The organism is Phyllobacterium ifriqiyense (genome assembly GCF_030817885.1).
Lineage (GTDB): Bacteria > Pseudomonadota > Alphaproteobacteria > Rhizobiales > Rhizobiaceae > Phyllobacterium > Phyllobacterium ifriqiyense.
In genome coordinates, this window is the sequence record NZ_JAUSZT010000003.1 from 2,207,741 (window position 1) to 2,231,336 (window position 23,596).

Sequence of the window (23,596 nt, forward strand, 5' to 3'; positions counted from 1 at the left end):
CGGCTGCCGCTCACGGGCGGGATATGGGTCTAATTCTCGTGGATTCAGGCAGGTTCAAGTTCTTTCAGGAAAACTTTGAGGCCATCCGACATCTCGTACCAGACCAGTGATAGGTCCGAATCCTGAAGAATCAGTTGCTGATAGGCATCGAACTTTGGAAAATCGCTGAGAAGATCTTCCCGGCCCGATACTTTCCGGAAATTGTTGAAGACAAACCGGGTCGGGGTCAGCCAGGCATCTGCCAATGTCATTTCATTGCCGAGTGCATAAGGACCATCGCTCAAGAACTTCTCAAGTTCGGTTAAACCGATTTCCATCTGTTTGAACAGCTTGGTTATACGGGCATCGTCTTTGGACTTCCGGTGGAACATCTCGAACAATTCCATGACTGGCGCCAGAACTTCGAGTTCCGCGATGCGTGTCGTCATGCGCACGATGGCGCGATCGCGCGAATCGGCAGGTAGCAATGATGGTTCGGGAAAATGCTCTTCCAGATATTCTGCAATGACGGAGGCCTCAACGATTGTAAGCCCCGAACCGGTTATCAAAACCGGAATACGATTAAAGGGCGAGATTGCCCGGAATTCTTCCGGGATTGGAAAACCCGGGGGCGGGGCGACAACCTTGATTGGAGCCTTCTTGTAGTAGGCGATGCAGCGCACGATGGAGGAATAGGGGGATAGCGGCCGCGAATAAAGTTTCATGTCTGGTTCCTCCGTTTGAAACGCTGTTTCAACGCACTCCCCGCTGAAACAGCATTCACCAAACGTATAGGATTCTACTCAGGCGGCAACCCCGAGAATACCAGCAAACAACGCACGGCCATCGGTTCCCCCATGGGCGGCCTCAATCAGATTTTCCGGATGAGGCATCAGGCCCAGAACATTGCCTTGTTTGTTGATAATGCCGGCAATGTTATTGATGGAGCCATTTGGATTGGTACCTTCGGCATAGCGGAAAACCACCTGGCCTTCGCCTTCGACGCGGGCAAGCGTTTCTGCATCGGCAAAATAATTGCCGTCATGATGCGCCACCGGACTGCTGATGATCTGACCATGCGAATAGCCGCGGGTAAATGGCGTATTGGCATTGGTGATTTCGAGCTTCACCTGACGGCAAACGAACTTCAGCGAAGCGTTACGCATCAAGGCTCCCGGCAGAAGGCCTGCTTCCAGGAGAATCTGGAAACCGTTGCAGACGCCCATTACCATGACGCCTTTGTTGGCCTTTTCACGAATAGCCTGCATGACAGGCATGCGCGCTGCAATTGCCCCGCAACGCAGATAATCGCCATAGGAGAAACCGCCTGGGATAACGATCAGATCGACATCTGGCACTTCGGTATCTGTCTGCCAGACCGTCTGAGGCTCAACGCCGGAGATTTTTGTCAGCGCCGCAATCATATCGCGGTCACGATTGAGGCCGGGAAGGAGAACGACTGCTGATTTCATTAAAGAAGCTCCACCGAATAATCTTCGATCACAGTATTGGCCAGCAGCTGTTCGCACATTGCCTTGAGTTTTGTCTCAGCACCCGCCTTGTCGCTGCCATCGAGTTCGACGTCAAATACCTTGCCCTGACGCACGGAACCGATGCCGTCAAAGCCCAGACTGCCCAACGCGCCAACAATTGCCTTGCCCTGTGGATCAAGAACGCCATTCTTCAAGGTTACAGTGACACGTGCCTTCATTACCTGTTTCTCCGTCGAGTGCTATTTAACCAGAACCGGCCCGCTCGGGCGCGTCTGATCGTTTTCATTCATGATGCCCAGACGGCGCGCCACTTCCTGATAGGCTTCGATAAGTCCGCCCATGTCGCGGCGGAACCGATCCTTATCCATCTTTTCGGCGGTCTGGCTGTCCCAGAGCCTTGCGGAATCCGGCGTAAATTCATCGGCGAGAACTATGCGCATCATTTCGCCTTCATATAGCCTGCCACATTCGATTTTGAAATCGACAAGCTGAATTCCCACACCAAGAAACAATCCGCTGAGAAAGTCATTGATGCGAATGGCCAGTGCCATGATGTCATCAATTTCCTGCGGCGCTGCCCAACCGAACGCCGTAATGTGCTCTTCGGAAACCATTGGATCGTCGAGTTCATCATTTTTATAATAGAACTCGATAATCGAGCGCGGCAGGACGGTGCCTTCTTCGATGCCCAGACGCTTGGCGAGCGATCCGGCGGCGATATTGCGCACAACGACCTGCAGCGGAATAATCTCGACTTCCTTGATCAACTGCTCGCGCATGTTAAGGCGGCGGATGAAGTGCGTCGGTATCCCCATACGGTTCAATTGCGTGAAGATATATTCCGAAATGCGGTTGTTGAGGACACCTTTGCCGTCAATCACTTCGCTTTTCTTCGGATGGAGCACTGTTGTATCGTCTTTGAAGTGCTGCACCAGAGTGCCTGGTTCTGGTCCTTCATAAAGGATTTTGGCTTTGCCTTCGTAGACACGGCGGCGACGGTTCATTTAAAATCTCTGGTATTGGAGTTATCGGTCGGCCTTGGTCCAAGCCGTCATGTTGGCGCGCTAACTATCGCAAAAGCAAGCATTTCACAATGATGCATTGTAGAGCTCCCCTGTTTTATGGGTTATAAAGCGCTGCTAAGACGCTATAGGCAATGAAGTTGAATTGAGACTTTCGATTTTTTGCGAAGTGTTTATAGGAGACTTGGACACGATCTATATGTGGTTCTGCCTGAAAAACGCCGCAAGACCAGATATATAGGGATTACCCAACCATTTGCGGGAGCAATAAAAGATGAGCATGGAAGATCGCAAAAACGCAGCTGAAAATAAATACGCGCATGATGCCGAAGTAAAATTCCGCGCAGAAGCACGGCGTAACAAGCTGCTTGGCCTTTGGGCTGCGGAAAAGCTGGGCAAGACCGGCGAGGAGGCCGAAGCCTATGCCAAGGAAGTCATCGTTGCAGATTTTCATGAAGCTGGTGACGAAGATGTGTTCCGCAAGATCCGGGCAGATTTTGATGCCGCAGGCGTCGACAAGTCCGATCATCGTATCCGCCGGACGATGGAAGAACTGATGATCGAGGCTATTCGCCAGATCGAAAGTGCTTCGTAAGCCGAGCCGATACTGATTATTTATACAAGCCGCCCTACGGGGCGGTTTTTTATTGCAGCGATAATTGCGACAATCCGCGAAGGATTTTGTTTTCTTTGACCTTGACCGGCATTGTTCTGCGTTTGCAATATGAATGGTCACAGGGAAGGTAAGAATCATGTCATTAGCGTCGCGTCTCAGAGCCGGAGAAACAATTTATTCCGGCTGGTCCAGCATGACCGATACCTTGGTGATGGAAGCCCTTTGCCGCACAAGGCTTTCCGCTGTCCTGCTCGATATGCAGCATGGCGCACATGACACCGCCAGCGTTGTTGCATTGACCGGCGTGTTGCGCAGTGCCGGAAAGCACACCGCAGTTCGCGTGCCGGTTGGCCGCTTTGACATGGCAAGCAGGGCTTTGGATATAGGCGCTGAAGCTGTTATTGCGCCCATGATCAACACAGTGGCTGATGCAAAGCTTTTTGCCGCAGCGATGAAATATCCGCCATTGGGCGAACGTTCCTGGGGCCAATTGCGCGGTCGCCCAGGTGGCTATGTCTCGGGCGGTTCCGGCGGATACCTCGAACAGACCAACACGGACACGTTGGCCTTTGCCATGATCGAAACCCGCGCAGCATATGAAGCCTTGGACGATATTCTCGCTGTCGACGGAATCGACGGTATTTTCGTTGGGCCCCTCGGATTTTTCAATTGCGTGGAGCAATGGCACGGAAGTCAATGCTGGTTCCGAAGCGATCATTGAGCCTTTGACCGAAATCGCAAGGCGCTCCAAAGCCGCTGGTAAACTTGCCGGAATCTATGCCGGCAATGCAGCATTGGCGAAACGTTTTTCCGCTCTGGGATTTACCTATTTGCCGCTTGCTGTGGACACAACCTATCTAACTGATGGCGTGCAAAGCCTATTGAACGAGATAGAAGTGTAAACCAAGCCATGCGCAAGGCCTTCAGCTATCGCGCAGATCCCTCGGTACCTGACTTTCCTGACGATCACCCCATCCTGATCTTCGATGGAAACTGCGTCCTATGCTCCGGCTTCGTCAATTTCCTTTTGCGTGCCGACAAGAAGCGGCGTTTCCGGTTCCTGTCGGCGCAATCTTCGCTTGGCAGTGCTCTTTTTCGGCACTATGGGCTCGTTTCTCAGGACTATGAGTCAAACATTTTGCTCGAGAAGGGGATGATCCGGATCAAGTCGGATGGATCGCTGCGAGCAATAGAGATCTTGGGATTTCCCTGGTCGATGGCTTGTGCTGCCCGAATTGCCCCGCGTTTGTTTCGCGATTGGCTTTACGATTATATTGCCCGAAATCGCCTCAACTGGTTCAGCATTCGCAATAGCTGCTACGCGCCTGACCCATCCCACGCTGATCGATTTTTAGGATGATCGGCAATAGGTCGTTTGATTGATCAAAGCTTGGAGAGGAATTGTGCAAAGACCATCGTTCCTTCCGGCCAAGGCCCATGACCGGACTCCGAATTGAGATGACCGGACTCTCCAGCATCCACAATCACTGATCCCCAAGCCGCCGCCAGATCGTCGGCAACTTCATAGCTGCAATAATGATCATTCCGGCTTGCAACCACCATCGACGGAAATGTGAAGGGCTCGCGAGGGTAGGGGCCGAAGGTCATGAGATGCTTCGGACGGATTTTCGGATTGGAAACATCTGGAGGCGTAACCAGAAATGCGCCTTTGACCTTATCGCCGACATCAGGAAGAGCATGGATAAATGTGGGCACGCCGAGAGAATGAGCGACCACCACGACGGGGCGTGTTGCCTCATTTATTGCCTTGGCAACTGCTGCAACCCAATCTTCACGAACCGGCTTTGACCATTCGGCCTGCTCGACCCGGCGCGCTGTGGAAAGCTTGCTTTCCCATCGGCTTTGCCAATGATCAGGACCGGAATTTGTGTAGCCGGGAATGATAAGAATATCGGTATCTTTAACTTTCATGTGCCGTATTTAGGAAAGTTGCGCCTATTTCGCAATATCGAACACAACGGGATCCCTCTCGATCTGGTAAACAATGTTCGCTTCATAGTTCACTATTTGCGAACAGCCTGTTCGCCGCCACGGCTCTTGTGCAGGAGGTGGTGAAAGCCGATTTTCATCACAACGAAACGAACAATGCGAAGTACGATGCAATTTACACGCCGGGAACTGGTTGGTGGAACTTTAGCCCTTGTCGGAACGGCGGCCAGTACGCGCGCGGAGGCAAAAATGACGGACGTATCTTTTGCTGCAACAGCCCCGACTTATGTGTCGAAGATTGGCATAAAAGCCAAGGATGCTGATCTACTTTCGAGCTATTACCAGGATGTGGTGGGCCTGCGCGAAATCTCACGCGAGGGACAATCGATCATACTGGGTGCCGGCGAAACGCCGCTGCTTGAAATAGAACAGGCCACCGTCCGTGCCGATGACCCGCAAAGCGCCGGACTTTATCACACAGCTTTTCTACTGCCGGAGCGGGCTGATCTGGCGCGATGGGCGAGGCGCGCGATTGATAAGCGTACACCTATTGTCGGTGCATCGGACCATCTGGTCAGCGAGGCGATCTACCTGACCGATCCTGAAGGTAACGGCATTGAAATCTACGCTGACCGCCCGCATGAAAAATGGACATGGAATGGCTCTGCTGTGACAATGGCAACGGAACCGCTGGATGTCGGCAATCTCCTGACCGAAGCCACAGCCCAGCCTTGGACAGCTGCTCCAGATGGAACCATGGTCGGCCACCTCCACTTGCGGGTCGGCAACGCCAAGGAAGCCGAAGCATGGTGGCATAAGGAGCTTGGTCTTCAAACCGTTGCTGCCTATGGTGCCGGTGCTGTGTTCATGTCCACAGGCGGCTATCATCACCACGTGGCTGCAAATGCCTGGCAGAGCCGGGGAGCCGGACGCCGTGACAATGATCGATCCGGCTTGGCTTGGGCTGAGTTCAGCTCGGCGGATGCAAAGGAAGAGCGTGAGATCATTGACCCTTGGGGCAATGTTATCCGTATTGTTCCGGCCAAAGCTTAACCCGGCTTATCCGTATCGACACGCTCCCAGTATTCAATCTGGGAGGATCGCACGTAGCCTTCGCCCATAAGGCGGACGCCGACACGTTGATTTTCCGGATAGAACAACACCTCATTAGGGTTTTTCTCTCCCATCATCAGGAAACGGCAGGGTGCATCGCTGTGATTGTAAAATGAATGTCCAGCTTTTTGACCGGCGGGAAAGCAGACATAGTGCCCTGCCTTCATGACATATGTCTTATCGCCAAGCTTCAAAGTCATTTCACCTTCGAGAACGAAGGCATGCTCTTCCTCAAGCATGTGATAGTGGTTGAGGCTCGATTCCATTCCCGGTGAAAGTTCTTCAAGCTGAACCCCGACATGGGTTGAGCCGCCAAATCCTGATAAATACCGATAGGTGCTGCCGAAGCGTGTGCCTTGCGACCACTCTTCAACCGGAACGTCCTCCGAGGAAAATGGCTCGAAAATGCCGTCGGCGTTCATGGATGTAGGCTTGTCATTCATTTGCAGCTCCTATGACCGGTTACCAACCCTGAGGCCCGCTACACTTCGCTCCTCAAGAACGTTATGCCGGAACTGGTAAAGTGCGGCGGGACGCCCCCGTGCTTGTATCTGCTCAGCACCGGTCGGCTCCACCAATTCGGTAGTCTCGACAAGCCGCCGAAAGTTCTGTTTGTGTAAATGACGTCCGGAAATAGCTTCAACGGTCTCTTGCAGTGCCGTCAAGGTGAAGGCGGGCGGCATCAGTTCAAAGACGACCGGACGATATTTCAGCTTCGCACGCAGTCTGGAGATCGCCGTTGCCAAGATGCGGCGGTGATCAAAGCTCATGGCGAGGCCGGGCAGGCAGCGTGCAGGAGTCCTGTCAGCCCGCCCGTCGCGTATCGCTTCCTCGATAAGTCCCGCCTCATATAAAAGCTCATAGCGCTCAAGCACGCGCTCTTCATCCCAAGCTATATTCTCATCACCAAAGGCCATGCGAAAACGGCTTAGCCGAGACGGCAATGCGTTTGCCTCCGCCCATTCCTGCAAGGCAGGGCGAATTTCTTCGTCGATCATGGCGGGCTTGCCGCCGCGCCAGTCTTCCCACGGCAAAAAGGAATACCAGTTTCGCCAGCGTGCGCCTGATTTGCGAAGTTGCTCGCTGCCATTTTCGGAAATGCGGGTAAGTGCAAGATATCCGACAGAAACAACGTGCAATCCGCGATCTTCGACCGTTTTGTGCCTGCCCCGATCGCCGAAAGTATAAAGCTGCTCGACATATCCGAGTTGGAGCGGCGTTTGCTCGGCCACCCATTCGCGCAAGCCGGTTTCAAAAGTGCGATGTTCAAGTGGGTTGAATGGACCGAAGGGCAATTCATCTCTTTCCGGTTGGCCACTGGAAGAGGTCGTCAAGATAAGAGGATCATTATTGGCGACAGCAGCGATTGCTGCACTCAGATTGATTTCAACTGCATTGAGCGCGGTCGTCATGTGTCTACCGTTAGCGGAAGAATGAAGGGGGTGCCCTCAAAGGCGTCTTCGCCGCGGCCAATGGCCTTTATCGCGTCCACCATGCGTCCTCTGCGATCCAGCAGATCGTCAGCAAGCGCAACCAGCAAAGCATTCGGCGTTGCAGATGGAGCATTGCGGCGGAGTGTTTGCGCCAATTTGATTTCATCCAGTTCCGGATTGAGTGCGAGTGCAGTAATGTAAGCTCCAGCAGTAGAACGCGAGATTCCGGCATAGCAATGAATGAGCAAGGGAGCTTTTCGATCCCAGCGCCGCCCAAACTCAATAAACTGACCGATATGATCGACAGAGGGATGAATCATTCCATCAGATGGCTCTGTGATGTCATTGAAACCAATGAATAAATGGCGTGCTTCCTCAATCTCGACCGGTCGGTTGAACTGCGAGCCGACATTCATGAGAGTGAGCATATCCCTAACACCAAAACGTGACGCTGTTTCAGCGATACGCGAGACGGGTGATACAATGAGATGCGGCATAGTCTATCCTTTGATGCGCTGTTGATCTAACGCAGCAAAGCGCAATAAAAACGCGTTCTGGGCATTTTGTGTGGGAAGTGGTGTCAAGTCCAGGCCTTGCGGGTCAATACCACGCGGGCGTCCGAAAAACTGGACTGCTTCATCGGGCAAAAAACCCGCGAGCAGTGTCGCTTCGTGATATGCGGCCACGGCATCGGCGCGTTTTATTTGCCTGCGAAGCTCCTGACTGATGATCGGAGTGAGCGAAAACCTCAAATGTATGGCGTGCTGCAATCGCAACTCAACGGCCTTGTAATCGCCTCCGACTACGGCTTTGAACGGCGAAATCATATCGCCAATGACATATTCCGGGGCGTCATGCAAAAGTGCGATCAGTCTTTGCTCGGTTGTTATCTGTGGGAAGAGGCGGCCAAATATTTCCTCCACCAATAGCGAGTGCTGAGCGACGGAGTAAGCATGTTCGCCTGTCGTTTGGCCGTTCCAGCGGGCTACCCGTGAGAGGCCCTGTGCTATGTCTTCAATCTCGATATCCAGTGGCGATGGATCAAGCAAATCTAGGCGTCGGCCCGACAACATGCGCTGCCAAGCCCGCATTTCCGGCTCGATTGAATGGTCCTGTCTGGGCGCGGCCCTTTCTGACATTATAATTCCCTGGTTACGCTTCCTGCGCAGTCACGGGAAATGTAAACCGGTGTTCGGGTGGAATGGCAAGGTCGATAGCAATATCTCCTGCCAAAATGGGAGTTTCACTATCGATCGCATCTTTAACGCGGTCGATACGGACAAGGGCTAGCCCGCTTCGTCCGGCAGCGCTTCCCAAAGTACCAAGCTCACGTCCATTTGCCGTTATGGATGTTCCTGTTGGGGGCAGGTCCACCGGGCTGTCGACAATAAGGATTCGCCGTCGTGCAGTTCCGCGATGCTGCATCCGGGAAACGACCTCCTGGCCGATGAAGCAGCCCTTCTTGAACGAAACACCATTGATCTGATCGAAATTGATGTCATGCGGAAAGGCATCACCCAGCGCATAGTCTATAGGTGCTTCGGCCACACCATGAGCAATCCGCAGACGCGTCCACGCGTCGGCATCGCCATTGATAGCGGTATCGCCATTGTGGCGGCAAACGTTGAGGTCACCAGGAAAGCGCTCATCCCGAACCGTAGAATCAGATTCTGAGACGCTTGACTCACTTCCCCATGAAACGGCCACAAGCGATTCAGAATCAATGGAAATCTGTACTTTGGCGCGCAGCTTGTAGAGGCTCAGACGCTTGGCAAAATCATCGATCACAGACTGCAAAATGTCGAGACGCAAGCCATCGGCCGATCGTGAAATCAGAAACTCGAACATGATCTTGCCTTGAGGGCTCAGAAGGGCCCCAGGTCTGAGTTTGCCTCTTTGCAGATTATCGAGATCTGTGGTGATCAGGTTTTGCAGGAAGCTCTCTGCTTCTTCGCCTGTAACGTTGAGGATCGCTCTTCCGTTTAAAAGTGCCGATGGCATTGCATTATCCTTGCCTTATCTGTTCCTGTTACGTAATCCGCTCGGGACGGGTTCGCAAGGTGAAGGAGATGCAAATGGCTCAAACATTCGACACGATTTATCGAAGCGGCATGGTTGTCAATCAGGATGGTGTCGGTTTGCGCGATATCGGTATCATCAATGGGCGAATTGCGGCCATTGGCAATCTGGGTACCGCATCGGCGGGCGAAATCATCGATGCGACTGGCCTGCATATTCTTCCCGGCGTCGTCGATAGTCAGGTGCATTTTCGTGAGCCCGGCCTCGAACACAAGGAAGACCTGGAAAGTGGATCCCGTTCGGCCGTTCTTGGCGGTGTCACGGCGGTTTTCGAAATGCCCAATACCAAGCCGTTGACGACTTCAGCCGAAACCCTCGAAGACAAGGTCCGTCGCGGCAAGCATCGCATGCATTGCGATTTCGCCTTTTGGGTTGGCGGTACGCGTGACAATGCGCATGATGTTCCTGAACTGGAGCGTTTGCCAGGTGCCGCAGGCATCAAGGTTTTCATGGGTTCCTCTACCGGTGATCTTCTTGTTGAAGACGATGAGGGTGTTCGTTCAATCCTCAGAAATACCCGCCGCCGCGCTGCATTCCACTCCGAGGACGAGTTCCGGCTGCGTGAGCGCGAAAGCTTCCGCGTCCCGAATGATCCGTCCTCGCATCCGGTCTGGCGCGATGAGATCGCAGCTCTTCAATGCACCGAGCGTCTGGTACGGATTGCCCGTGAAACCGGTACCCGTATCCATGTTTTGCACATTTCCACCGCTGAGGAAATTGACTTCCTTGCTCAACACAAGGATGTGGCGAGCTGTGAAGCAACGCCGCATCATCTGACGCTTGATGCCAGCCAATATGCAACGCTTGGAACCTTGCTTCAGATGAATCCACCGGTGCGCGACGCCCGTCATCGCGATGGTGTCTGGAGAGGAATCGGGCAGGGAATCGTTGACGTGCTTGGCTCAGATCATGCGCCCCACACATTGGAAGAAAAGTCCAAACCCTATCCTGCGTCACCATCCGGCATGACCGGCGTGCAGACACTTGTTCCAATCATGCTGGATCATGTAAATGCCGGACGCCTTTCCATTGAACGCTTTGTCGATCTTAGCTCGCATGGTCCAAATCGCCTGTTCGGTATGGCTCGCAAGGGTCGCATCTCCGTAGGCTATGATGCGGATTTGACAATTGTCGATATGAAGCGTCGTGAAACGATTACCAATGCGCAGGTGGGCTCAAAGGCTGGCTGGACTCCTTATGACGGCAAGATCGTCACAGGCTGGCCTGTAGGCACAATTGTACGTGGTATTAAAGTCATGTGGGATGGCGAGATCGTCACTCCCTCACAAGGCGAGCCGGTGCTATTTGGTGAGGCACTTCAAGGCAGATAAATCTCTGCCTTCATGAACGTCACCGCTGCACCGCTGATCAGTACACGATCATCAGCAAGCTCGCAGAGCAAGTGTCCGCCACGCTTTGAGCGTTGAAACGCGGACAAATGATTTTTGCCAAGCTTCGCGGCCCAATACGGCACAAGCGTTGAATGTATTGATCCGGTTACCGGATCTTCCGGAATGCCGGCATGGGGTACAAAATAGCGCGATACGAAATCATGCTCTTCACCTTTGCCGGTAATCACCAGTCCGAACGGGTCAAGTTCTGTAATTTTCGGCAGGTCGGGAACAAAATCAAGCACCGCCTGCTCATTTTCAAGCTCAATGAAGACATTCTCGAAATTCTGAAATGCCGTGATATTTTCCCGTGCGGTAATATCTTTTAGCGCGGGGAGGAGATTGGCCACTGGCTCTGGCGGAAAGCTTGGAAAATCGAGCTGATAGGCTGATTGCTTTTTGTTGACGCGCAGGGCTCCGACCCTTGTCTCAAATACCAATTCGCCTTTTATGCCCAGTTCATGCAGCAGCACATGGGATGAGGCAAGGGTGGCATGACCACAGAAATTCACTTCGTGAACTGGCGTAAACCAGCGTAAATCCCAGCCATTTGCGTTGCGTTTGACAAAGGCAGTTTCTGCAAGATTATTCTCGGCGGCAATGTTCTGCATGGTTTCAACCGGCAGCCATTCGTCAAGAACAAGCACTGCTGCCGGATTGCCGCGAAAAAGCTCGGTGGTGAATGCATCCACCTGGTACATTGTCAGCGTCTTCATTGGGCACCTGTGAATTTAAAAAGGAGTGGCCTCAAGCTGTACCCTTTGCCGGGAATTTCGCAAACTGCAAATGTCCAAGTTTTTCCGGGTTGCGCATGACATAGATGGCCTTGATCTTCCCGTTCTCGATTTCCAGAGCGGTTGTTTGTGGCAGGTCATCAGACTCCATCGTAGCAAAGCCATGCAAGCCATCAATCAGGCCTTCAAATAGCAGAGTTGGAAGCTCGAAATCTGCACGGCGTGAAACGCCCTCGAAAAAGCGTATTATGTTCTCAGCTGTGTAAATTGGCTTGACCACCGAAAGCCTAACTCCACCGCCATCAGCATACATAACGACGTCATCTGCCAGAAGGGTTTGAAGTGTCTGTGTGTCGCCAGTGCGTGACGCATTAAAAAACGCGGCGGCAATTCTACTGCCTTGTTCATCCGAAACTGGAAACCGCGGCTTGGCCTTTTGTATATGATTGCGCGCCCGGTTTGCGAGCTGCCTGCAAGTCGCAGCATCCCGGTTGATAGTCTGGGCAATCTGCTTGAAATCTTGGCCGAACACATCATGCAGCAAAAATGCGGCACGTTCGAGGGGCGACAGCCGTTCTAGTGCCATCATAAGGGTCAGCGTAATGTCACCTTCGGTCTCTTCTTCGAGCGGATTGAATATCGGTTCCGGCAGCCAATCTCCTACATATCTTTCCCTGCGCACACGCGCCGATTTCAGATGATCAAGGCAAAGGCGCGTAACTATGCTGACAAGGAAAGCTTCTTCACTGCGAACACTCGACTTGTCGGTCTTGTGCCAGCGAATGAAGCCCTCTTGAACAATATCCTCTGCCTCTGCGACTGACCCGAGCATGCGATACGCAATCCGGGTCAGTCGAGGCCTCAGGCGGTTGAACGCTTCTAGCGTGTCGTCAGGCTGCGACACTGGATTTTGCTACCGGATGTATGGAGCGGAACCCGATGGCAATACGGTTCCAACCGTTGATGGTGACAATGAGCATCGTCAATTTCACAATTTCCTCGTCAGTGAAGTGCAGCTTCAGGGCTTCATAATCACTATCGGGCGCATAGGTTTGCGAGACCAGAGTCAACGCCTCTGTCCAGGCCAAGGCAGCCCTCTCCCGATCGCTATATAATGGAGATTCTCTCCAGCCGTTCAGCAAATAAATGCGTTGCTCGGTTTCGCCATGCTTACGCGCATCCTTGGAATGCATATCGAGGCAATAGGCGCAGCCATTGATCTGGGATGCACGCAACTTGACGAGTTCTTGCAGGCTTTTTTCAAGGCCGTTACCTTCAACGCCTTCACTCATGACAAGCATCGGCTTGAGAGCGTCAAAACTTATAGGATTTAATCTGGCTTTCATCATCTGTCTCCTGTGTGGCATTCAGTTGCCTGAATACGAGACGAGACAGCATTGCCGGATGTGACATCCAATGAAAATAAATCTGAAAAATCAGTCGCCGGTCACGAAAAAGCGCCAGCGGCCTTTCGGAGTGATACCCAGACGATAAAATACATACGTGCCGAACTGCTTCATTTCATCATAGTCGCCAGCAGTAACGATTTGAAAGAGCTCAACTTTTTGTTTTGCATCCAGCTTATCCAACGGATAGGCAAAGAAATAGGGCCAAACGTATAATTCGTCTGCTGTGCCTGCATCGATGTGCACGAAGCCGGATTCCAGCACATCAACCAAAATTGCAAGTATTTCCTGCCCATCCGGATCGCCTGCCTGACTTTTCAGATAGGCCAGCGGGTCGCCGTCGACTTCGGCCAGCGAAAGCATGGTTACATCGTCACCAGACCCGATAAGTGGCCGCAGCGCTTCAATATTGCCCGATTTCGCAGCCTCGAGAATAAGCTGATGCATCTTTTGTACGGGGAAGGGTAGCTTGGTGAGATCGTACTGGACCTCTGGTGTTTCCGCTCCATCCTTCGCATTGGGCATTGCTGGATTGGTAGCCTTGGCACCCTCGGCGCCATCTTCCGCCGTAGGCTCGGTGGGCGCTGCACCTGGCGTATCTGATGATGCGGGCGGGGGTGTCTGTGTTTCGCCAGTCGGCTGGCTCGCGTCAGGCTTTGCAGGCTCTGCCGCCTTGGGCAGTTCTTCCTTTTTGATTTCGCTCAATGCAAGTTGCACTGGCGCACCTGAATTTGCAGACCATGCAGGTAGGCTCAATGCGCATACCGCTGTCGCCAGCATGATGGTTCTGGCGAAAGGATAAGCGGAAAGATGCTTTTCAAGCATGAATGTCACCCGGAATTTAACTACTGCAGAATGCGATTCGTCGAAAACTCGCCAGCAGAGATACGTTCGCGCAAGGCTTCGAGCAAGGCCAACGCGGACACTTCCCCGTTATCGCGGATAAGTTCGATCAGCGCGGTGGCAAATGCTGCTTCAGCCATGATCTCCGGTTCGATGCCTTCAAGCGTGCCATCAGCCCAGACTTCATTCTGATATTCGATCGCTACGAGTTTTTTCTCTTCAGCAACCAATTTATCAATATCTGTCGAGGTCATGTTCATGATGTACCATCCTTGGCCGAAGCCAATTCTTAAAGTGCCACTAAACAATACCATAGGTTTTGCTTAAAATGCGGTTCATTGGCTTCAACAGTTAAAGCCCGGTTAATTTCCATATCCCGATACGATTTCGGAAGAAAGCTTTGTTCCTTCCTGTTCATAGCGGTCAATCGCCGCAATCGCCTGGCTTGTACAGGTCGAATAGGTCTCGTTAAAGGTCCTGTATCCCCGGTTAAAACTGGCAATCAAACGCGCCTTTCGCACTGGATCTGGATTTTCGGCCAGAAGCAGTGCATCCATTCTGTCGCGCCATTGGCTGCTGTTCTCGCCGCATATATTGCGCAAAGAGTGGATCGAGCCCAGCACTTCCGCCAGTCTTATCAATTTGGTTTCATAAAGAGGATCGACTGCATAGGCTGGAACAGCGCACGAAATTCCCATCAATGCCAATATGATAAACGCTGTTCGACGCACAAAATTGCCTTGAGCTGAATTCCCCAAACCCTTGTGTCCTGAAAGCAAGGCATCTTCAAGGCAGTTTGGTGGGATACCCTCAGCTTTCGAAGTTCCGCGCAAGTTCCCGTGCAACGTCAAGCACACTTTCCGTAACGTCAAATCCGGTCATTTCTTCATACCGCAACCAATGAACTGCTGCCGCGTCATCGGCAGCAATTGCTTCCCCAAGAACATCATGGGCTCGAAAAACAGCAAGGCGGAATGGTCTGGGGGAGGGAAATTCAGGCGTGGAGTAATCGAATGTCACTGTCGTAAGATAGGTGATGATGGCCACCGAGAGGCCGGTTTCCTCGTGCAATTCTCTAATTGCCGCCTCCTGCGGCGTCTCACCATCCTCTCGTCTTCCGCCGGGAAAGGCGAGCCAGCCCTTGGAAGGATCGCGCCCACGCTCAACCAGAAGAAATGCACCGTCGCGGATGCATACGACCGATACGCCATCGACAGTTGGGGAAAGTGGAATTTGGTCCATATCCAAGCGGTAAGCCTTGCAAGTCCGTTTGACAAGATGGCGGTAGTTGAGCAAGTGGTGCATTGACGAAGGTCGCGGCAGCGTGGAAGCAGGTTAATATGTGCGGACGTTTTTCACTCCTTGGGACACCTGAAGAAATAGCGGCCTATCTTGCGCTCATGGAGCTTGAAGATTTTCCGCCACGTTTCAATATTGCCCCGACGCAGCCAATCCTCATGGTGATAAGCGGCGAAACTCCGCCCCCTGGCAGCAATCGTTCGGATCGCAAAGCGCTGCTTGTCCGCTGGGGTTTTATTCCGGGCTGGGTGAAAAATACTGCCGATTACCCATTGATGATCAATGCGAGGTCGGAAACTGCAATCGAGAAGGCCTCTTTCAAGACCGCTATGCGCCATCGCCGGGCTCTCATTCCGGCATCAGGTTTTTATGAGTGGCGTCGCAGCGGGGACAAAAAATCCCAAGCTTACTGGATCAGACCGCGCAATGGCGGCATCATTGCCTTTGCCGGACTTTATGAGCCTTGGGCTAATGCCGAAGGCTCGGAAATGGACACTGGAGCCATACTTACGACGCGTGCCAATGACGATATTCGTCACATTCACGATCGTATGCCTGTGATCATCGAGCAAAAGGATTTTGCCCGCTGGCTCGATTGCAAGACACAGGAGCCACGCCATGTTTCGGATTTATTGAAGCCAGCGCAAGCGGACTTTTTTGAAGCCATTCCCGTATCCGACAAGGTCAACAAGGTTGCCAATACCGGGCCGGATATTCAGGAAAGGGTGCTTGAAAATTTGAGCGAGCCCAAAAAATCCGCTCGCAACAAACCCGAAGAACCTGATACGCAGATGAAGCTTTTTTAATTCGCCCAAGTTTATCAGGATATCTTCGAATGCTTTCAGCCGCACTTTCCGGTTTTCTTCTTGGCGGATCGCTGATCATTGCCATCGGCGCTCAAAATGCCTTCATACTGCGTCAGGGATTGTTGCGCGAGCATGTGTTTATTCTCAGCCTGATCTGTGCATTGTCCGATGCGTTGCTCATTGCCGCAGGTGTTGCGGGTCTTGGCACGTTGATCGCCCAGTCGCCCAAACTCATTTCATTTGTAACGCTTGGAGGCGCTCTGTTCCTGTTCTGGTATGCCTCGGTAGCATTCCGGCGTGCATTGCACCCAGAGGCAATGCAGGCTGCACGGTTTGGCAGTAGCTCGCTGAAGGCGGCTATTGGCACCGTATTGGCGCTAACATTCCTCAATCCGCACGTCTATCTGGATACAGTTGTCTTGCTTGGGGGCCTCTCGGCCCGCTTCGAAGGGGCTAACCGCGCGGCTTATGGCGCTGGCGCGGCGATTGCATCCTTCGTCTGGTTTTTCGGCCTCGGCTATGGTGCGAGGCTGCTGCAACCGGTGTTCGCCCGTCCGGCTGCCTGGCGCGTGCTCGATGTTATCATCGGCCTTGTCATGGCGGGGATCGCGCTTAGTCTTTTAGTCCGTTTCCTGAACAATTGAAGCGTGCTTCAAAGGCGGACGCTGACGGACAGTGTTGAGTACTGCGGCTTGAATGGCTGCCGGGCCGATGGCGCGGTATTGCAGGGCAAGGTGGTCGGCAAAGATACTCTCTCGCGGCTTTGCAGTCTGTTGTGTCGGTATCATGGGTCTGGTCCTTTTGGGCGGGGCCTATTCCCCTTTCGCATAAGAGACAGGAATCCCGTTCAAATTGGCCGGAAAAAAGGCACTTTCCGGGAGGATTTTAGGCTTTCCGGTTAATTTGCATTAACCAATGTGATCCCGACAAATTTGCCACACCAGCTTCCAATTGCCGGTGCTTGACGATTGGCTTGCGCTCAATCATAAAGACATCATGAAAACGTTGTCAGTCACGATTATTATCACCTGTCGGACCATTATCAGCTAGCTCCTGCTGGCCCGGTCGTTTTCATCTCAAATTTCCAGTACCAAAGATGCAAATATGCCGGTCAAGCGACCCGTCTGTTGATATTCTGTACATCCTTGAACCTGAAATTGAGATGACCCATGCCGCATGACATTAGCCTCTACAATACGCTGACACGCTCGAAGGAGAAGTTCGAGCCAATCGACGTTAAAAATGTGCGCATGTATGTCTGCGGCCCGACAGTCTATGACTACGCCCATATCGGCAATGCCAGACCTGTCATTGTCTTTGATGTGCTGTTTCGGCTTTTGCGTCACACCTACGGCGAAAATCATGTCACTTACGTTCGCAATATCACGGATATCGACGATAAGATTAACGCGCGTGCCGCCCGGGATTTTCCGAATCTGCCACTGAACGAAGCTATTCGAAAGGTGACGGAAGCTACGAACGCTCAGTTTCAGGCCGATGTGACAGCGCTTGGCAATCTGGAGCCATCGGCGCAGCCGCGGGCGACCGAGTATATTGCCGAAATGGTGGCGATGATCGACCGGCTGGTAGAGCGCGGCGTTGCCTATGTTGCTGACGGACATGTGCTGTTCTCACCCTCTGCGATGAATGCGGCGAGGGGCCCGCGCTATGGGCTTTTGGCACGGCGCTCCGCAGATGACATGCTCGCAGGCGCACGCGTCGACGTTGCGTCGTATAAGCGCGACGAGATGGACTTTGTTTTGTGGAAGCCTTCCAGGGAAGGTGAGCCCGGTTGGCCGTCACCGGCGGGGATTGATGGTCTCGGTCGTCCCGGCTGGCATATAGAGTGCTCTGCCATGGCTATGGCCAAGCTGCTTGAGCCCTTCGGCGGTGGGTTGCGCTGCGATGATCCGATGAAGAATATCTTTGATATTCACGGAGGTGGCATTGATCTCGTTTTCCCTCACCATGAAAACGAAATCGCCCAGTCATGCTGCGCATTCGGCACGGATCGGATGGCCAATATCTGGATGCATAATGGTTTCCTCCAGGTTGAGGGCCAGAAGATGGCGAAAAGCGTCGGAAATTTTTTCACCATCAACGAATTGCTGGAGACGACGACATTTGGCGATCGCAAATGGCCGGGCGATGTTTTGAGATTGGCTATGCTCATGACCAATTATCGCGAGCCGATTGATTTCACCATCAATCGGCTAGAAGAAGCTGAGAATATCCTCGCCAAAGCGCGGGAATATGCAGGCTCTGCCGCTGTCGGATGGGTGCCCGATGAGGCTTTGGAGATATTGTCTGATGATCTTGCAACACCGGGCCTTATCAACTGGCTGGCTACAGTCCGCAAATCCCGGTCACTGGATCCCGCAGCTTATAAGGCAATATTTGCATTACTCGGCATTGATTTGAGTAGTGATGCCGACGAAGTGTCGTCTGAATTCGCCGCAGAGATTGAAGCTAAGGTAATGCAACGGCTGGAACTGCTCGGTGCACGCGATTTTGCTGAAGCAGACGCTATCCGTTATGAATTGTTGGAAAAGGGCATTCAGCTCAAAGATGGCAAGGATGCGGTCACGGGTGAACGTTTGACAAGCTGGGAGGTGAAGCGGTGAGTTTGGATAACAAGCCAGTCTACACCGGAGGCTGTCAATGCGGGGCCGTACGGTTCCGCGCTACTGGCGCGTTGGGGAGCCCATCGATCTGTCATTGCCGCATGTGCCAGAAAGCATTCGGCAATTTCTTTGCGCCGCTGGTTTCGGTAACGGATACCGATCTGACATGGACGCGAGGCGAACCGAAACGGTTTCAGTCGTCCAACCACGTCAAGCGGGGATTCTGCGCCGACTGCGGAACACCGCTGACCTATGAAGCGCCCGATGGTATAGCTCTTGCCATCGGTGCCTTTGATGAACCGGAAGAACTAGCGCCGACTGTTCAATGGGGACTCGAAGGCAAATTGCCTTATGTCGATGATCTCTCGTCTTTGCCCGGATATACGTCCGAAGGCGATCCGGAATCCATCGATTTCCTGAAAACCATGATTTCGTATCAGCATCCGGATTTCGATACAGACAGATGGCCCGCGGAAGAGACGCACAAGTGAGCAAAGAACGCATCTACCTTTTCGACACCACCTTGCGCGATGGCCAGCAGACACCTGGCATTGATTTCTCGGTGGAAGACAAGAAAGTAATCGCGGCTATGCTGGACGAGTTTGGCTTCGACTATGTTGAAGGCGGCTATCCCGGAGCGAATCCGACCGACACAGCATTCTTTGCCGAAAAACGCACAAACCATGCAAAGTTTGCCGCATTCGGCATGACAAAACGCGCCGGCGTTTCTGTTTCAAATGATCCTGGTGTCACAGCGCTGATTGGCTCTTCGGCTGATACGGTTTGTTTCGTTGGCAAGAGTTGGGATTATCACGTTCGCGTTGCGCTCGGCTGCACGAACGAAGAAAATCTCGAGTCCATCGACGCGTCAGTGAAAGCTGCTGTCAGCGCGGGCAAGGAAGCCATTGTCGACTGCGAACATTTCTTTGATGGTTACAAGGCAAATCCTGACTATGCGTTGGCTTGTGCCAAGACCGCCTATGATGCTGGTGCTCGCTGGGTGGTTCTTTGCGATACCAATGGCGGTACGCAACCGGCTGAAGTGACGGCGATCGTCAAGGCGGTCACGAAAATCATTCCGGGTGATCATCTGGGCATTCACGCGCATAATGATACGGAACAAGCTGTCGCAAACTCGCTCGCTGCCATTGATGCTGGCGTCCGCCACGTGCAGGGCACGCTTAACGGTATCGGAGAGCGCTGCGGCAATGCCAATCTAATCACCATCATCCCGACATTGATGCTCAAGCCCGCATGGGCGGATCGCTTCGAGACCGGTATCAGCCTCGAAAAGCTGAAGGGGCTGTCGCGCTTGTCGCGCAGTTTCGACGAACTGCTTAACCGTGCGCCAAACGCGCAGGGCGCTTTCGTAGGCTCTTCCGCCTTCGCCACAAAGGCGGGTATTCACGCTTCTGCCCTGATCAAAGAGCCAGCGACCTACGAACATGTTCCGCCGGAAACGGTGGGGAATCGCCGCAAGGTCATGGTTTCCGACCAAGGCGGAAAGTCCAATTTCATCAACGAACTGGAGCGGCGCGGCATTTCTGTCACCAAAACCGATCCGCGTCTTGATACGCTGATTTCGCTCGTCAAAGAACACGAAGCTGAAGGTTATGCCTATGAAGGTGCCGATGCCAGCTTCGAGCTATTGGCCCGGCGCACGCTGGGCACTGTGCCGGAGTTTTTCAAAGTGGATTCCTTCCGCTGTATGGTCGAGCGCCGCTTCGATGCCAATGGAAATATAAAAACGGTCTCCGAAGCTGTGGTTCGTATGGAAGTCGACGGCGAAATGCGTATGTCGGTGGCCGAAGGGCACGGGCCGGTCAACGCTCTCGATCTTGCCTTGCGCAAGGACATGGGCAGCTATCAGCATGAGATCAACGATCTCGTATTGGCGGACTTCAAGGTCCGTATTCTCAACGGTGGTACGGAAGCGATTACCCGGGTTTTGATCGAATCGACAGATTCGACCAATGTCAGATGGTGGACAGTCGGGGTTTCCGACAACATCATAGACGCGTCTTTTCAGGCATTAATGGACTCTGTGGTCTATAAATTGATGAAAAATCGCGATCTTGCAGGAAAAATTGCCGCGGAATAGATTGATTTGACTAGAAAAGAGCCAAAACATCAAATGGCTTGATGTTACGATCATTCGAATTCAATGGACGCAGTGCAGGCTGAAGTCTAGGACTTCGCTCCATGAGCGAACAAGCAAAAATGAATGATGCAATGCAATCCGTGCCTTTGCCGGGAATGTCCGATGGCAAGAAAGGCTTTCTTTTTGCTCTCTCAGCATATCTTCTTTGGGGCGTCCTTCCGTTTTATCTGAAGACCGTCGCTCATATTCCTGCGCTGGAAGTGGTCGCACATCGTATTGTCTGGTCTGTGCCAATTGCCGGTATCCTGCTCTGGTGGCTTGGCCTGTTTGGCGATCTCAAGGTCGCTTTGACAACTCCGCGCATGCTGGCGATGGCTACACTAACCGCCAGTCTGATCACTGTTAACTGGGGCACTTATGTCTGGGCCATCGGCTCTGGCCATGCGATCGATACGGCCTTGGGTTACTATATAAATCCGCTGGTCAATGTCGTTCTGGGTGCAGTGTTTCTCGGCGAACGTCTATCCAAGCCCCAAATGGTGGCCGTTGCGCTGGCGGCTTGCGCCGTGCTGCTCCTCACCATTTATTCAGGTGGCTTGCCGTGGATATCGCTGGTCCTCGCATTCAGCTTCGGATTCTATGGGTTCTTCCGCAAAACTCTACCTATTGGCCCGACGCAGGGATTCATGCTGGAAGTTTTGATCTTGTCGATCCCATCGCTTGCTCTGATCGGCTGGACTATCATTCAGGGCACCAGCCATTTCATGCAGGGCAATACGCATGATATCGCTCTGTTGCTTTTCGCCGGTCCGGCAACCGCCGTTCCACTTATCCTTTATGCCTTTGGTGCGAAACTGCTTCGATACACCACGATTGGCCTGATGCAATATATTGCGCCGACCATTGTGTTTCTGAGTGCAATCTTTGTATTTGGCGAACCATTTTCACACATCCAGTTCATCGCTTTTGCTTTGATCTGGTCGGCTTTGGCCATCTATACGTGGTCCATGTTGCACGAAGCGCGCAAAGCTCGCCCGACTACGGCGGCCTAGCGCCGCGAACCGCCAATCTTGCGAACAAACAGATAAACCATCACTGAAATAAACAGCGCTACAAAAGCCACGATCCAGAAACCGTGCGGACTTTCCAGAAATGGCAATCCACCGGTATTCATGCCGAACAAGCCGCTGATCACTGTTGTGGGCAACAGGACGGCGGTCATGATCGACAAAATATAGAGAAACTGGTTGGACTGGTCGGATAGCTTTGCCATGAGTTCGTCCTGCAAAAGCCGAGCCCGCTGTTGCAATTGCTCTCCCTCTGCATGCAGCGTTTCGGCTCTGCGAGACAGGCCTTCGATCAGGTCATCGAGGTTCTCGGGAAATGCACGCCGGTCAGCATGGTCGATATGGCGAAAAATGCCGGTGGCCGCGGTTAAATGGCGATGAAACAGCACAATCTGGCGCCTTACGGGTACAAGCCGCTCCCGTTCGCCCTGCCAATTATCGCCGACGATATGATCTTCGATTGAGTCGAGCGTCTCGGCAAGTTTTGCTATTTCAGCTTTCAACAATTCAAGAAAACGCCGAAATATGGCGTGGAACAGATCCAGCGGAGTTTCAAGTCTGATCTTGTCCCGCAATATGAACTGCCGGACATCATCGACCGATTGCAGAGGGTATCTACGCCCGCTAATGAATAGTTTCTCGTTTAAAGCGAAGCGGAAATAACCCAGTTTGCGTGCATCGCCATAATGCTCGTGCTGCAGGTCGGGAAGTTCGCCGAAAAGCCAGCCGTCTTCATAGCTTATCTGATATTGGTCGCCCGCAGCGAGCAAGGTTTCCTTGACCGCTTCCGGCAGGGCATCGTCGTTTTCCAAGTTACGTTTGGCGCGTACATCTACCAGCGCGTAACTTTTCCATGACCAGCTACTATCCACAGCAGATTTCGTAATCAGGCTGCCGCCGGTATCAAAATCATGGACTATGACAAAATCGTCGGTTCGAGGCGATAAATGTTTGGGATCGAGCGTGTCGATGATGCTGACCCTTTCATTCCGTCAGAGGCGTTCGATGATCGCTTCATTGCCTTCCCGATCCCCCTTCGACGCAGCGCTGAGGATTGCGGGTACAATATCTTCGGGCCTGTCTACCACAATTGGATTGACCAAATGTGACGTGTGCACGAACCCCTCGGCTTTCATGTGATCAAGTAGAGCCAGCATCGGATTCCAGAATCCATTGATGTTCGCAAAAACCATCGGCTTTTTGTGACGGCCAAGCTGCGCCCAGGTCATGATCTCGACAATTTCTTCGACAGTTCCAATACCACCGGGGAGGGTGACAAAAGCATCGGAACGCTCGAACATCTTGTGTTTGCGCTGGTGCATGTCCTCAGTGACGATCAACTCTGACAGCTGCTGCAGTGAATGTTCGGTGGCTTCCTTGTTCATAAGGAATTTCGGAATAATGCCGGTCACTTTGCCGCCTGCCGACATGACGCCATCGGCGACTGCACCCATAATACCTTTTGTGCCGCCGCCATAGATCAACTCAAGGCCATGCTCGGCTATAGAGTTTCCAAGCAGCTTGCCGCTTTGTTTGTAAATTGGATCACGGCCCGGCGAGGAACCGCAGTAAACACAAATGGATCGAATCTTGCTCATATATTCTTGGTGCCTTTTGCTTTGCTGACAGTCAAGCGCGAC

30 protein-coding genes and 1 pseudogene are annotated in these 23,596 nt (G+C 52.8%); 11 read left to right on the plus strand and 20 right to left on the minus strand.

The genetic code is table 11. The annotated features are described in order from the left end of the window. Positions 1-44: 44 nt before the first annotated feature. The 4 genes from QFZ34_RS18315 to purC all read right to left on the minus strand — a co-directional run bounded on the left by QFZ34_RS18315 (position 45) and on the right by purC (position 2,476). The gene (locus QFZ34_RS18315; protein ID WP_307283863.1) at positions 45-704 is read right to left on the minus strand and encodes a glutathione S-transferase family protein; all 660 of its coding nucleotides are present in this window, start codon (positions 702-704) and stop codon (positions 45-47) included. Positions 705-782: 78 nt separating this feature from the next. After that, positions 783-1,451, minus strand: a complete 669-nt coding sequence (gene purQ / locus QFZ34_RS18320; protein WP_115051838.1) for a phosphoribosylformylglycinamidine synthase subunit PurQ — start codon at positions 1,449-1,451, stop codon at positions 783-785. Beyond that, positions 1,451-1,690, minus strand: coding sequence for a phosphoribosylformylglycinamidine synthase subunit PurS (purS, locus tag QFZ34_RS18325; protein WP_115051837.1), 240 nt, complete (start codon positions 1,688-1,690; stop codon positions 1,451-1,453). Before purS ends, purQ begins: the two co-directional genes overlap by 1 nt. Before the next feature lie 21 nt (positions 1,691-1,711). Next, on the minus strand, positions 1,712-2,476 hold the full coding sequence (gene purC / locus QFZ34_RS18330) for a phosphoribosylaminoimidazolesuccinocarboxamide synthase (RefSeq protein ID WP_307283868.1): 765 nt from the start codon (positions 2,474-2,476) through the stop codon (positions 1,712-1,714). A gap of 292 nt (positions 2,477-2,768) precedes the next feature. Between purC and QFZ34_RS18335 the strand changes: the two genes are divergently transcribed. The 3 genes and pseudogenes from QFZ34_RS18335 (at position 2,769) to QFZ34_RS18345 (ending at position 4,470) form a co-directional block, all read left to right on the plus strand. Further along, positions 2,769-3,089, plus strand: coding sequence for a DUF1476 domain-containing protein (locus QFZ34_RS18335; protein ID WP_115051835.1), 321 nt, complete (start codon positions 2,769-2,771; stop codon positions 3,087-3,089). A 157-nt stretch (positions 3,090-3,246) separates the two neighbouring features. Beyond that, positions 3,247-4,012 (plus strand): annotated as a pseudogene (locus tag QFZ34_RS18340) (HpcH/HpaI aldolase family protein). 8 nt (positions 4,013-4,020) lie between these two features. Then, positions 4,021-4,470, plus strand: a complete 450-nt coding sequence (locus QFZ34_RS18345; protein ID WP_307283874.1) for a thiol-disulfide oxidoreductase DCC family protein — start codon at positions 4,021-4,023, stop codon at positions 4,468-4,470. A gap of 23 nt (positions 4,471-4,493) precedes the next feature. Here QFZ34_RS18345 and QFZ34_RS18350 read toward each other — a convergent pair whose 3' ends face one another. Then, positions 4,494-5,042, minus strand: coding sequence for an RBBP9/YdeN family alpha/beta hydrolase (locus QFZ34_RS18350; protein WP_307283877.1), 549 nt, complete (start codon positions 5,040-5,042; stop codon positions 4,494-4,496). 186 nt (positions 5,043-5,228) lie between these two features. Between QFZ34_RS18350 and QFZ34_RS18355 the strand changes: the two genes are divergently transcribed. After that, positions 5,229-6,113 (plus strand): VOC family protein, encoded by an 885-nt coding sequence (locus tag QFZ34_RS18355; protein ID WP_370878860.1) that lies wholly within the window; start codon positions 5,229-5,231, stop codon positions 6,111-6,113. Here QFZ34_RS18355 and QFZ34_RS18360 read toward each other — a convergent pair. Genes QFZ34_RS18360 through ygfZ form a run of 5 tightly spaced genes read right to left on the minus strand, consistent with a single transcriptional unit; the run spans position 6,110 to position 9,607 of the window. After that, positions 6,110-6,616: a cupin domain-containing protein gene (locus QFZ34_RS18360; protein ID WP_307283883.1), complete on the minus strand. Its 507-nt coding sequence runs from the start codon at positions 6,614-6,616 to the stop codon at positions 6,110-6,112. The two genes, QFZ34_RS18355 and QFZ34_RS18360, sit on opposite strands and share 4 nt — an antisense overlap. A gap of 9 nt (positions 6,617-6,625) precedes the next feature. Further along, positions 6,626-7,585: an NUDIX hydrolase gene (locus QFZ34_RS18365; RefSeq protein WP_307283886.1), complete on the minus strand. Its 960-nt coding sequence runs from the start codon at positions 7,583-7,585 to the stop codon at positions 6,626-6,628. Continuing rightward, a complete protein-coding gene (locus QFZ34_RS18370) occupies positions 7,582-8,103 on the minus strand; it encodes a tyrosine phosphatase family protein (RefSeq protein WP_307283889.1) in 522 nt (173 codons plus the stop codon). The genes QFZ34_RS18365 and QFZ34_RS18370 overlap by 4 nt, the downstream gene beginning before the upstream one ends. A 3-nt stretch (positions 8,104-8,106) precedes the next feature. Continuing rightward, positions 8,107-8,745, minus strand: coding sequence for an HD domain-containing protein (locus QFZ34_RS18375; protein ID WP_307283892.1), 639 nt, complete (start codon positions 8,743-8,745; stop codon positions 8,107-8,109). Between the two features lie 13 nt (positions 8,746-8,758). Continuing rightward, entirely contained in the window at positions 8,759-9,607 is an 849-nt protein-coding gene (ygfZ, locus tag QFZ34_RS18380) for a CAF17-like 4Fe-4S cluster assembly/insertion protein YgfZ (protein ID WP_307283894.1), read from the minus strand. Between the two features lie 74 nt (positions 9,608-9,681). Here ygfZ and QFZ34_RS18385 point away from each other — a divergent pair, with 74 nt between their 5' ends. Next, positions 9,682-11,016 (plus strand): dihydroorotase, encoded by a 1,335-nt coding sequence (locus QFZ34_RS18385; protein WP_307283896.1) that lies wholly within the window; start codon positions 9,682-9,684, stop codon positions 11,014-11,016. Here the strand turns inward: QFZ34_RS18385 and QFZ34_RS18390 are convergent. The 7 genes from QFZ34_RS18390 to QFZ34_RS18420 all read right to left on the minus strand — a co-directional run bounded on the left by QFZ34_RS18390 (position 11,004) and on the right by QFZ34_RS18420 (position 15,301). Next, positions 11,004-11,792, minus strand: coding sequence for a PhzF family phenazine biosynthesis protein (locus QFZ34_RS18390; RefSeq protein ID WP_307283899.1), 789 nt, complete (start codon positions 11,790-11,792; stop codon positions 11,004-11,006). The genes QFZ34_RS18385 and QFZ34_RS18390 overlap by 13 nt on opposite strands. Before the next feature lie 31 nt (positions 11,793-11,823). Next, the gene (locus tag QFZ34_RS18395; protein ID WP_307283903.1) at positions 11,824-12,714 is read right to left on the minus strand and encodes a sigma-70 family RNA polymerase sigma factor; all 891 of its coding nucleotides are present in this window, start codon (positions 12,712-12,714) and stop codon (positions 11,824-11,826) included. Beyond that, positions 12,701-13,156, minus strand: coding sequence for a carboxymuconolactone decarboxylase family protein (locus tag QFZ34_RS18400; protein ID WP_307286465.1), 456 nt, complete (start codon positions 13,154-13,156; stop codon positions 12,701-12,703). The genes QFZ34_RS18395 and QFZ34_RS18400 overlap by 14 nt, the downstream gene beginning before the upstream one ends. Before the next feature lie 90 nt (positions 13,157-13,246). Continuing rightward, positions 13,247-14,041 (minus strand): hypothetical protein, encoded by a 795-nt coding sequence (locus tag QFZ34_RS18405; protein WP_307283906.1) that lies wholly within the window; start codon positions 14,039-14,041, stop codon positions 13,247-13,249. 20 nt (positions 14,042-14,061) lie between these two features. After that, on the minus strand, positions 14,062-14,319 hold the full coding sequence (locus QFZ34_RS18410; RefSeq protein ID WP_115051821.1) for a hypothetical protein: 258 nt from the start codon (positions 14,317-14,319) through the stop codon (positions 14,062-14,064). A gap of 102 nt (positions 14,320-14,421) precedes the next feature. Continuing rightward, on the minus strand, positions 14,422-14,757 hold the full coding sequence (locus QFZ34_RS18415; protein ID WP_115052189.1) for a TIGR02301 family protein: 336 nt from the start codon (positions 14,755-14,757) through the stop codon (positions 14,422-14,424). Between the two features lie 112 nt (positions 14,758-14,869). Further along, entirely contained in the window at positions 14,870-15,301 is a 432-nt protein-coding gene (locus QFZ34_RS18420) for an NUDIX hydrolase (RefSeq protein ID WP_307286470.1), read from the minus strand. 98 nt (positions 15,302-15,399) lie between these two features. On the opposite strand from QFZ34_RS18420, the gene QFZ34_RS18425 reads away from it, so the two are divergent. Together QFZ34_RS18425 and QFZ34_RS18430 are read left to right on the plus strand one after the other, a co-directional pair. Continuing rightward, complete coding sequence (locus QFZ34_RS18425) at positions 15,400-16,164, plus strand: SOS response-associated peptidase (protein ID WP_307283913.1); 765 nt, start codon at positions 15,400-15,402, stop codon at positions 16,162-16,164. Positions 16,165-16,193: 29 nt separating this feature from the next. Next, positions 16,194-16,808 (plus strand): LysE/ArgO family amino acid transporter, encoded by a 615-nt coding sequence (locus QFZ34_RS18430; RefSeq protein WP_115051819.1) that lies wholly within the window; start codon positions 16,194-16,196, stop codon positions 16,806-16,808. Here the strand turns inward: QFZ34_RS18430 and QFZ34_RS18435 are convergent. Beyond that, positions 16,785-16,952, minus strand: a complete 168-nt coding sequence (locus QFZ34_RS18435) for a hypothetical protein (protein WP_307283916.1) — start codon at positions 16,950-16,952, stop codon at positions 16,785-16,787. The genes QFZ34_RS18430 and QFZ34_RS18435 overlap by 24 nt on opposite strands. Before the next feature lie 381 nt (positions 16,953-17,333). Here QFZ34_RS18435 and cysS point away from each other — a divergent pair, with 381 nt between their 5' ends. From cysS to rarD, 4 genes are all read left to right on the plus strand, one after another. After that, entirely contained in the window at positions 17,334-18,788 is a 1,455-nt protein-coding gene (gene cysS / locus QFZ34_RS18440; RefSeq protein WP_307283919.1) for a cysteine--tRNA ligase, read from the plus strand. After that, complete coding sequence (locus tag QFZ34_RS18445) at positions 18,785-19,279, plus strand: GFA family protein (RefSeq protein WP_115051817.1); 495 nt, start codon at positions 18,785-18,787, stop codon at positions 19,277-19,279. Before cysS ends, QFZ34_RS18445 begins: the two co-directional genes overlap by 4 nt. Further along, on the plus strand, positions 19,252-20,889 hold the full coding sequence (gene cimA / locus QFZ34_RS18450) for a citramalate synthase (protein ID WP_307283924.1): 1,638 nt from the start codon (positions 19,252-19,254) through the stop codon (positions 20,887-20,889). The genes QFZ34_RS18445 and cimA overlap by 28 nt, the downstream gene beginning before the upstream one ends. Positions 20,890-20,990: 101 nt before the next feature. Continuing rightward, positions 20,991-21,941 carry an EamA family transporter RarD gene (gene rarD / locus QFZ34_RS18455; RefSeq protein WP_307283927.1) on the plus strand — a complete coding sequence of 317 codons (951 nt, stop codon included), beginning with the start codon at positions 20,991-20,993 and terminating at the stop codon, positions 21,939-21,941. Here rarD and QFZ34_RS18460 read toward each other — a convergent pair. Both QFZ34_RS18460 and QFZ34_RS18465 read right to left on the minus strand, forming a co-directional pair. Then, positions 21,938-22,828, minus strand: coding sequence for a CorA family divalent cation transporter (locus tag QFZ34_RS18460; protein ID WP_307283930.1), 891 nt, complete (start codon positions 22,826-22,828; stop codon positions 21,938-21,940). The genes rarD and QFZ34_RS18460 overlap by 4 nt on opposite strands. Before the next feature lie 120 nt (positions 22,829-22,948). Next, positions 22,949-23,554 carry an LOG family protein gene (locus tag QFZ34_RS18465; RefSeq protein ID WP_307283933.1) on the minus strand — a complete coding sequence of 202 codons (606 nt, stop codon included), beginning with the start codon at positions 23,552-23,554 and terminating at the stop codon, positions 22,949-22,951. Between the last annotated feature and the right edge of the window lie 42 nt (positions 23,555-23,596).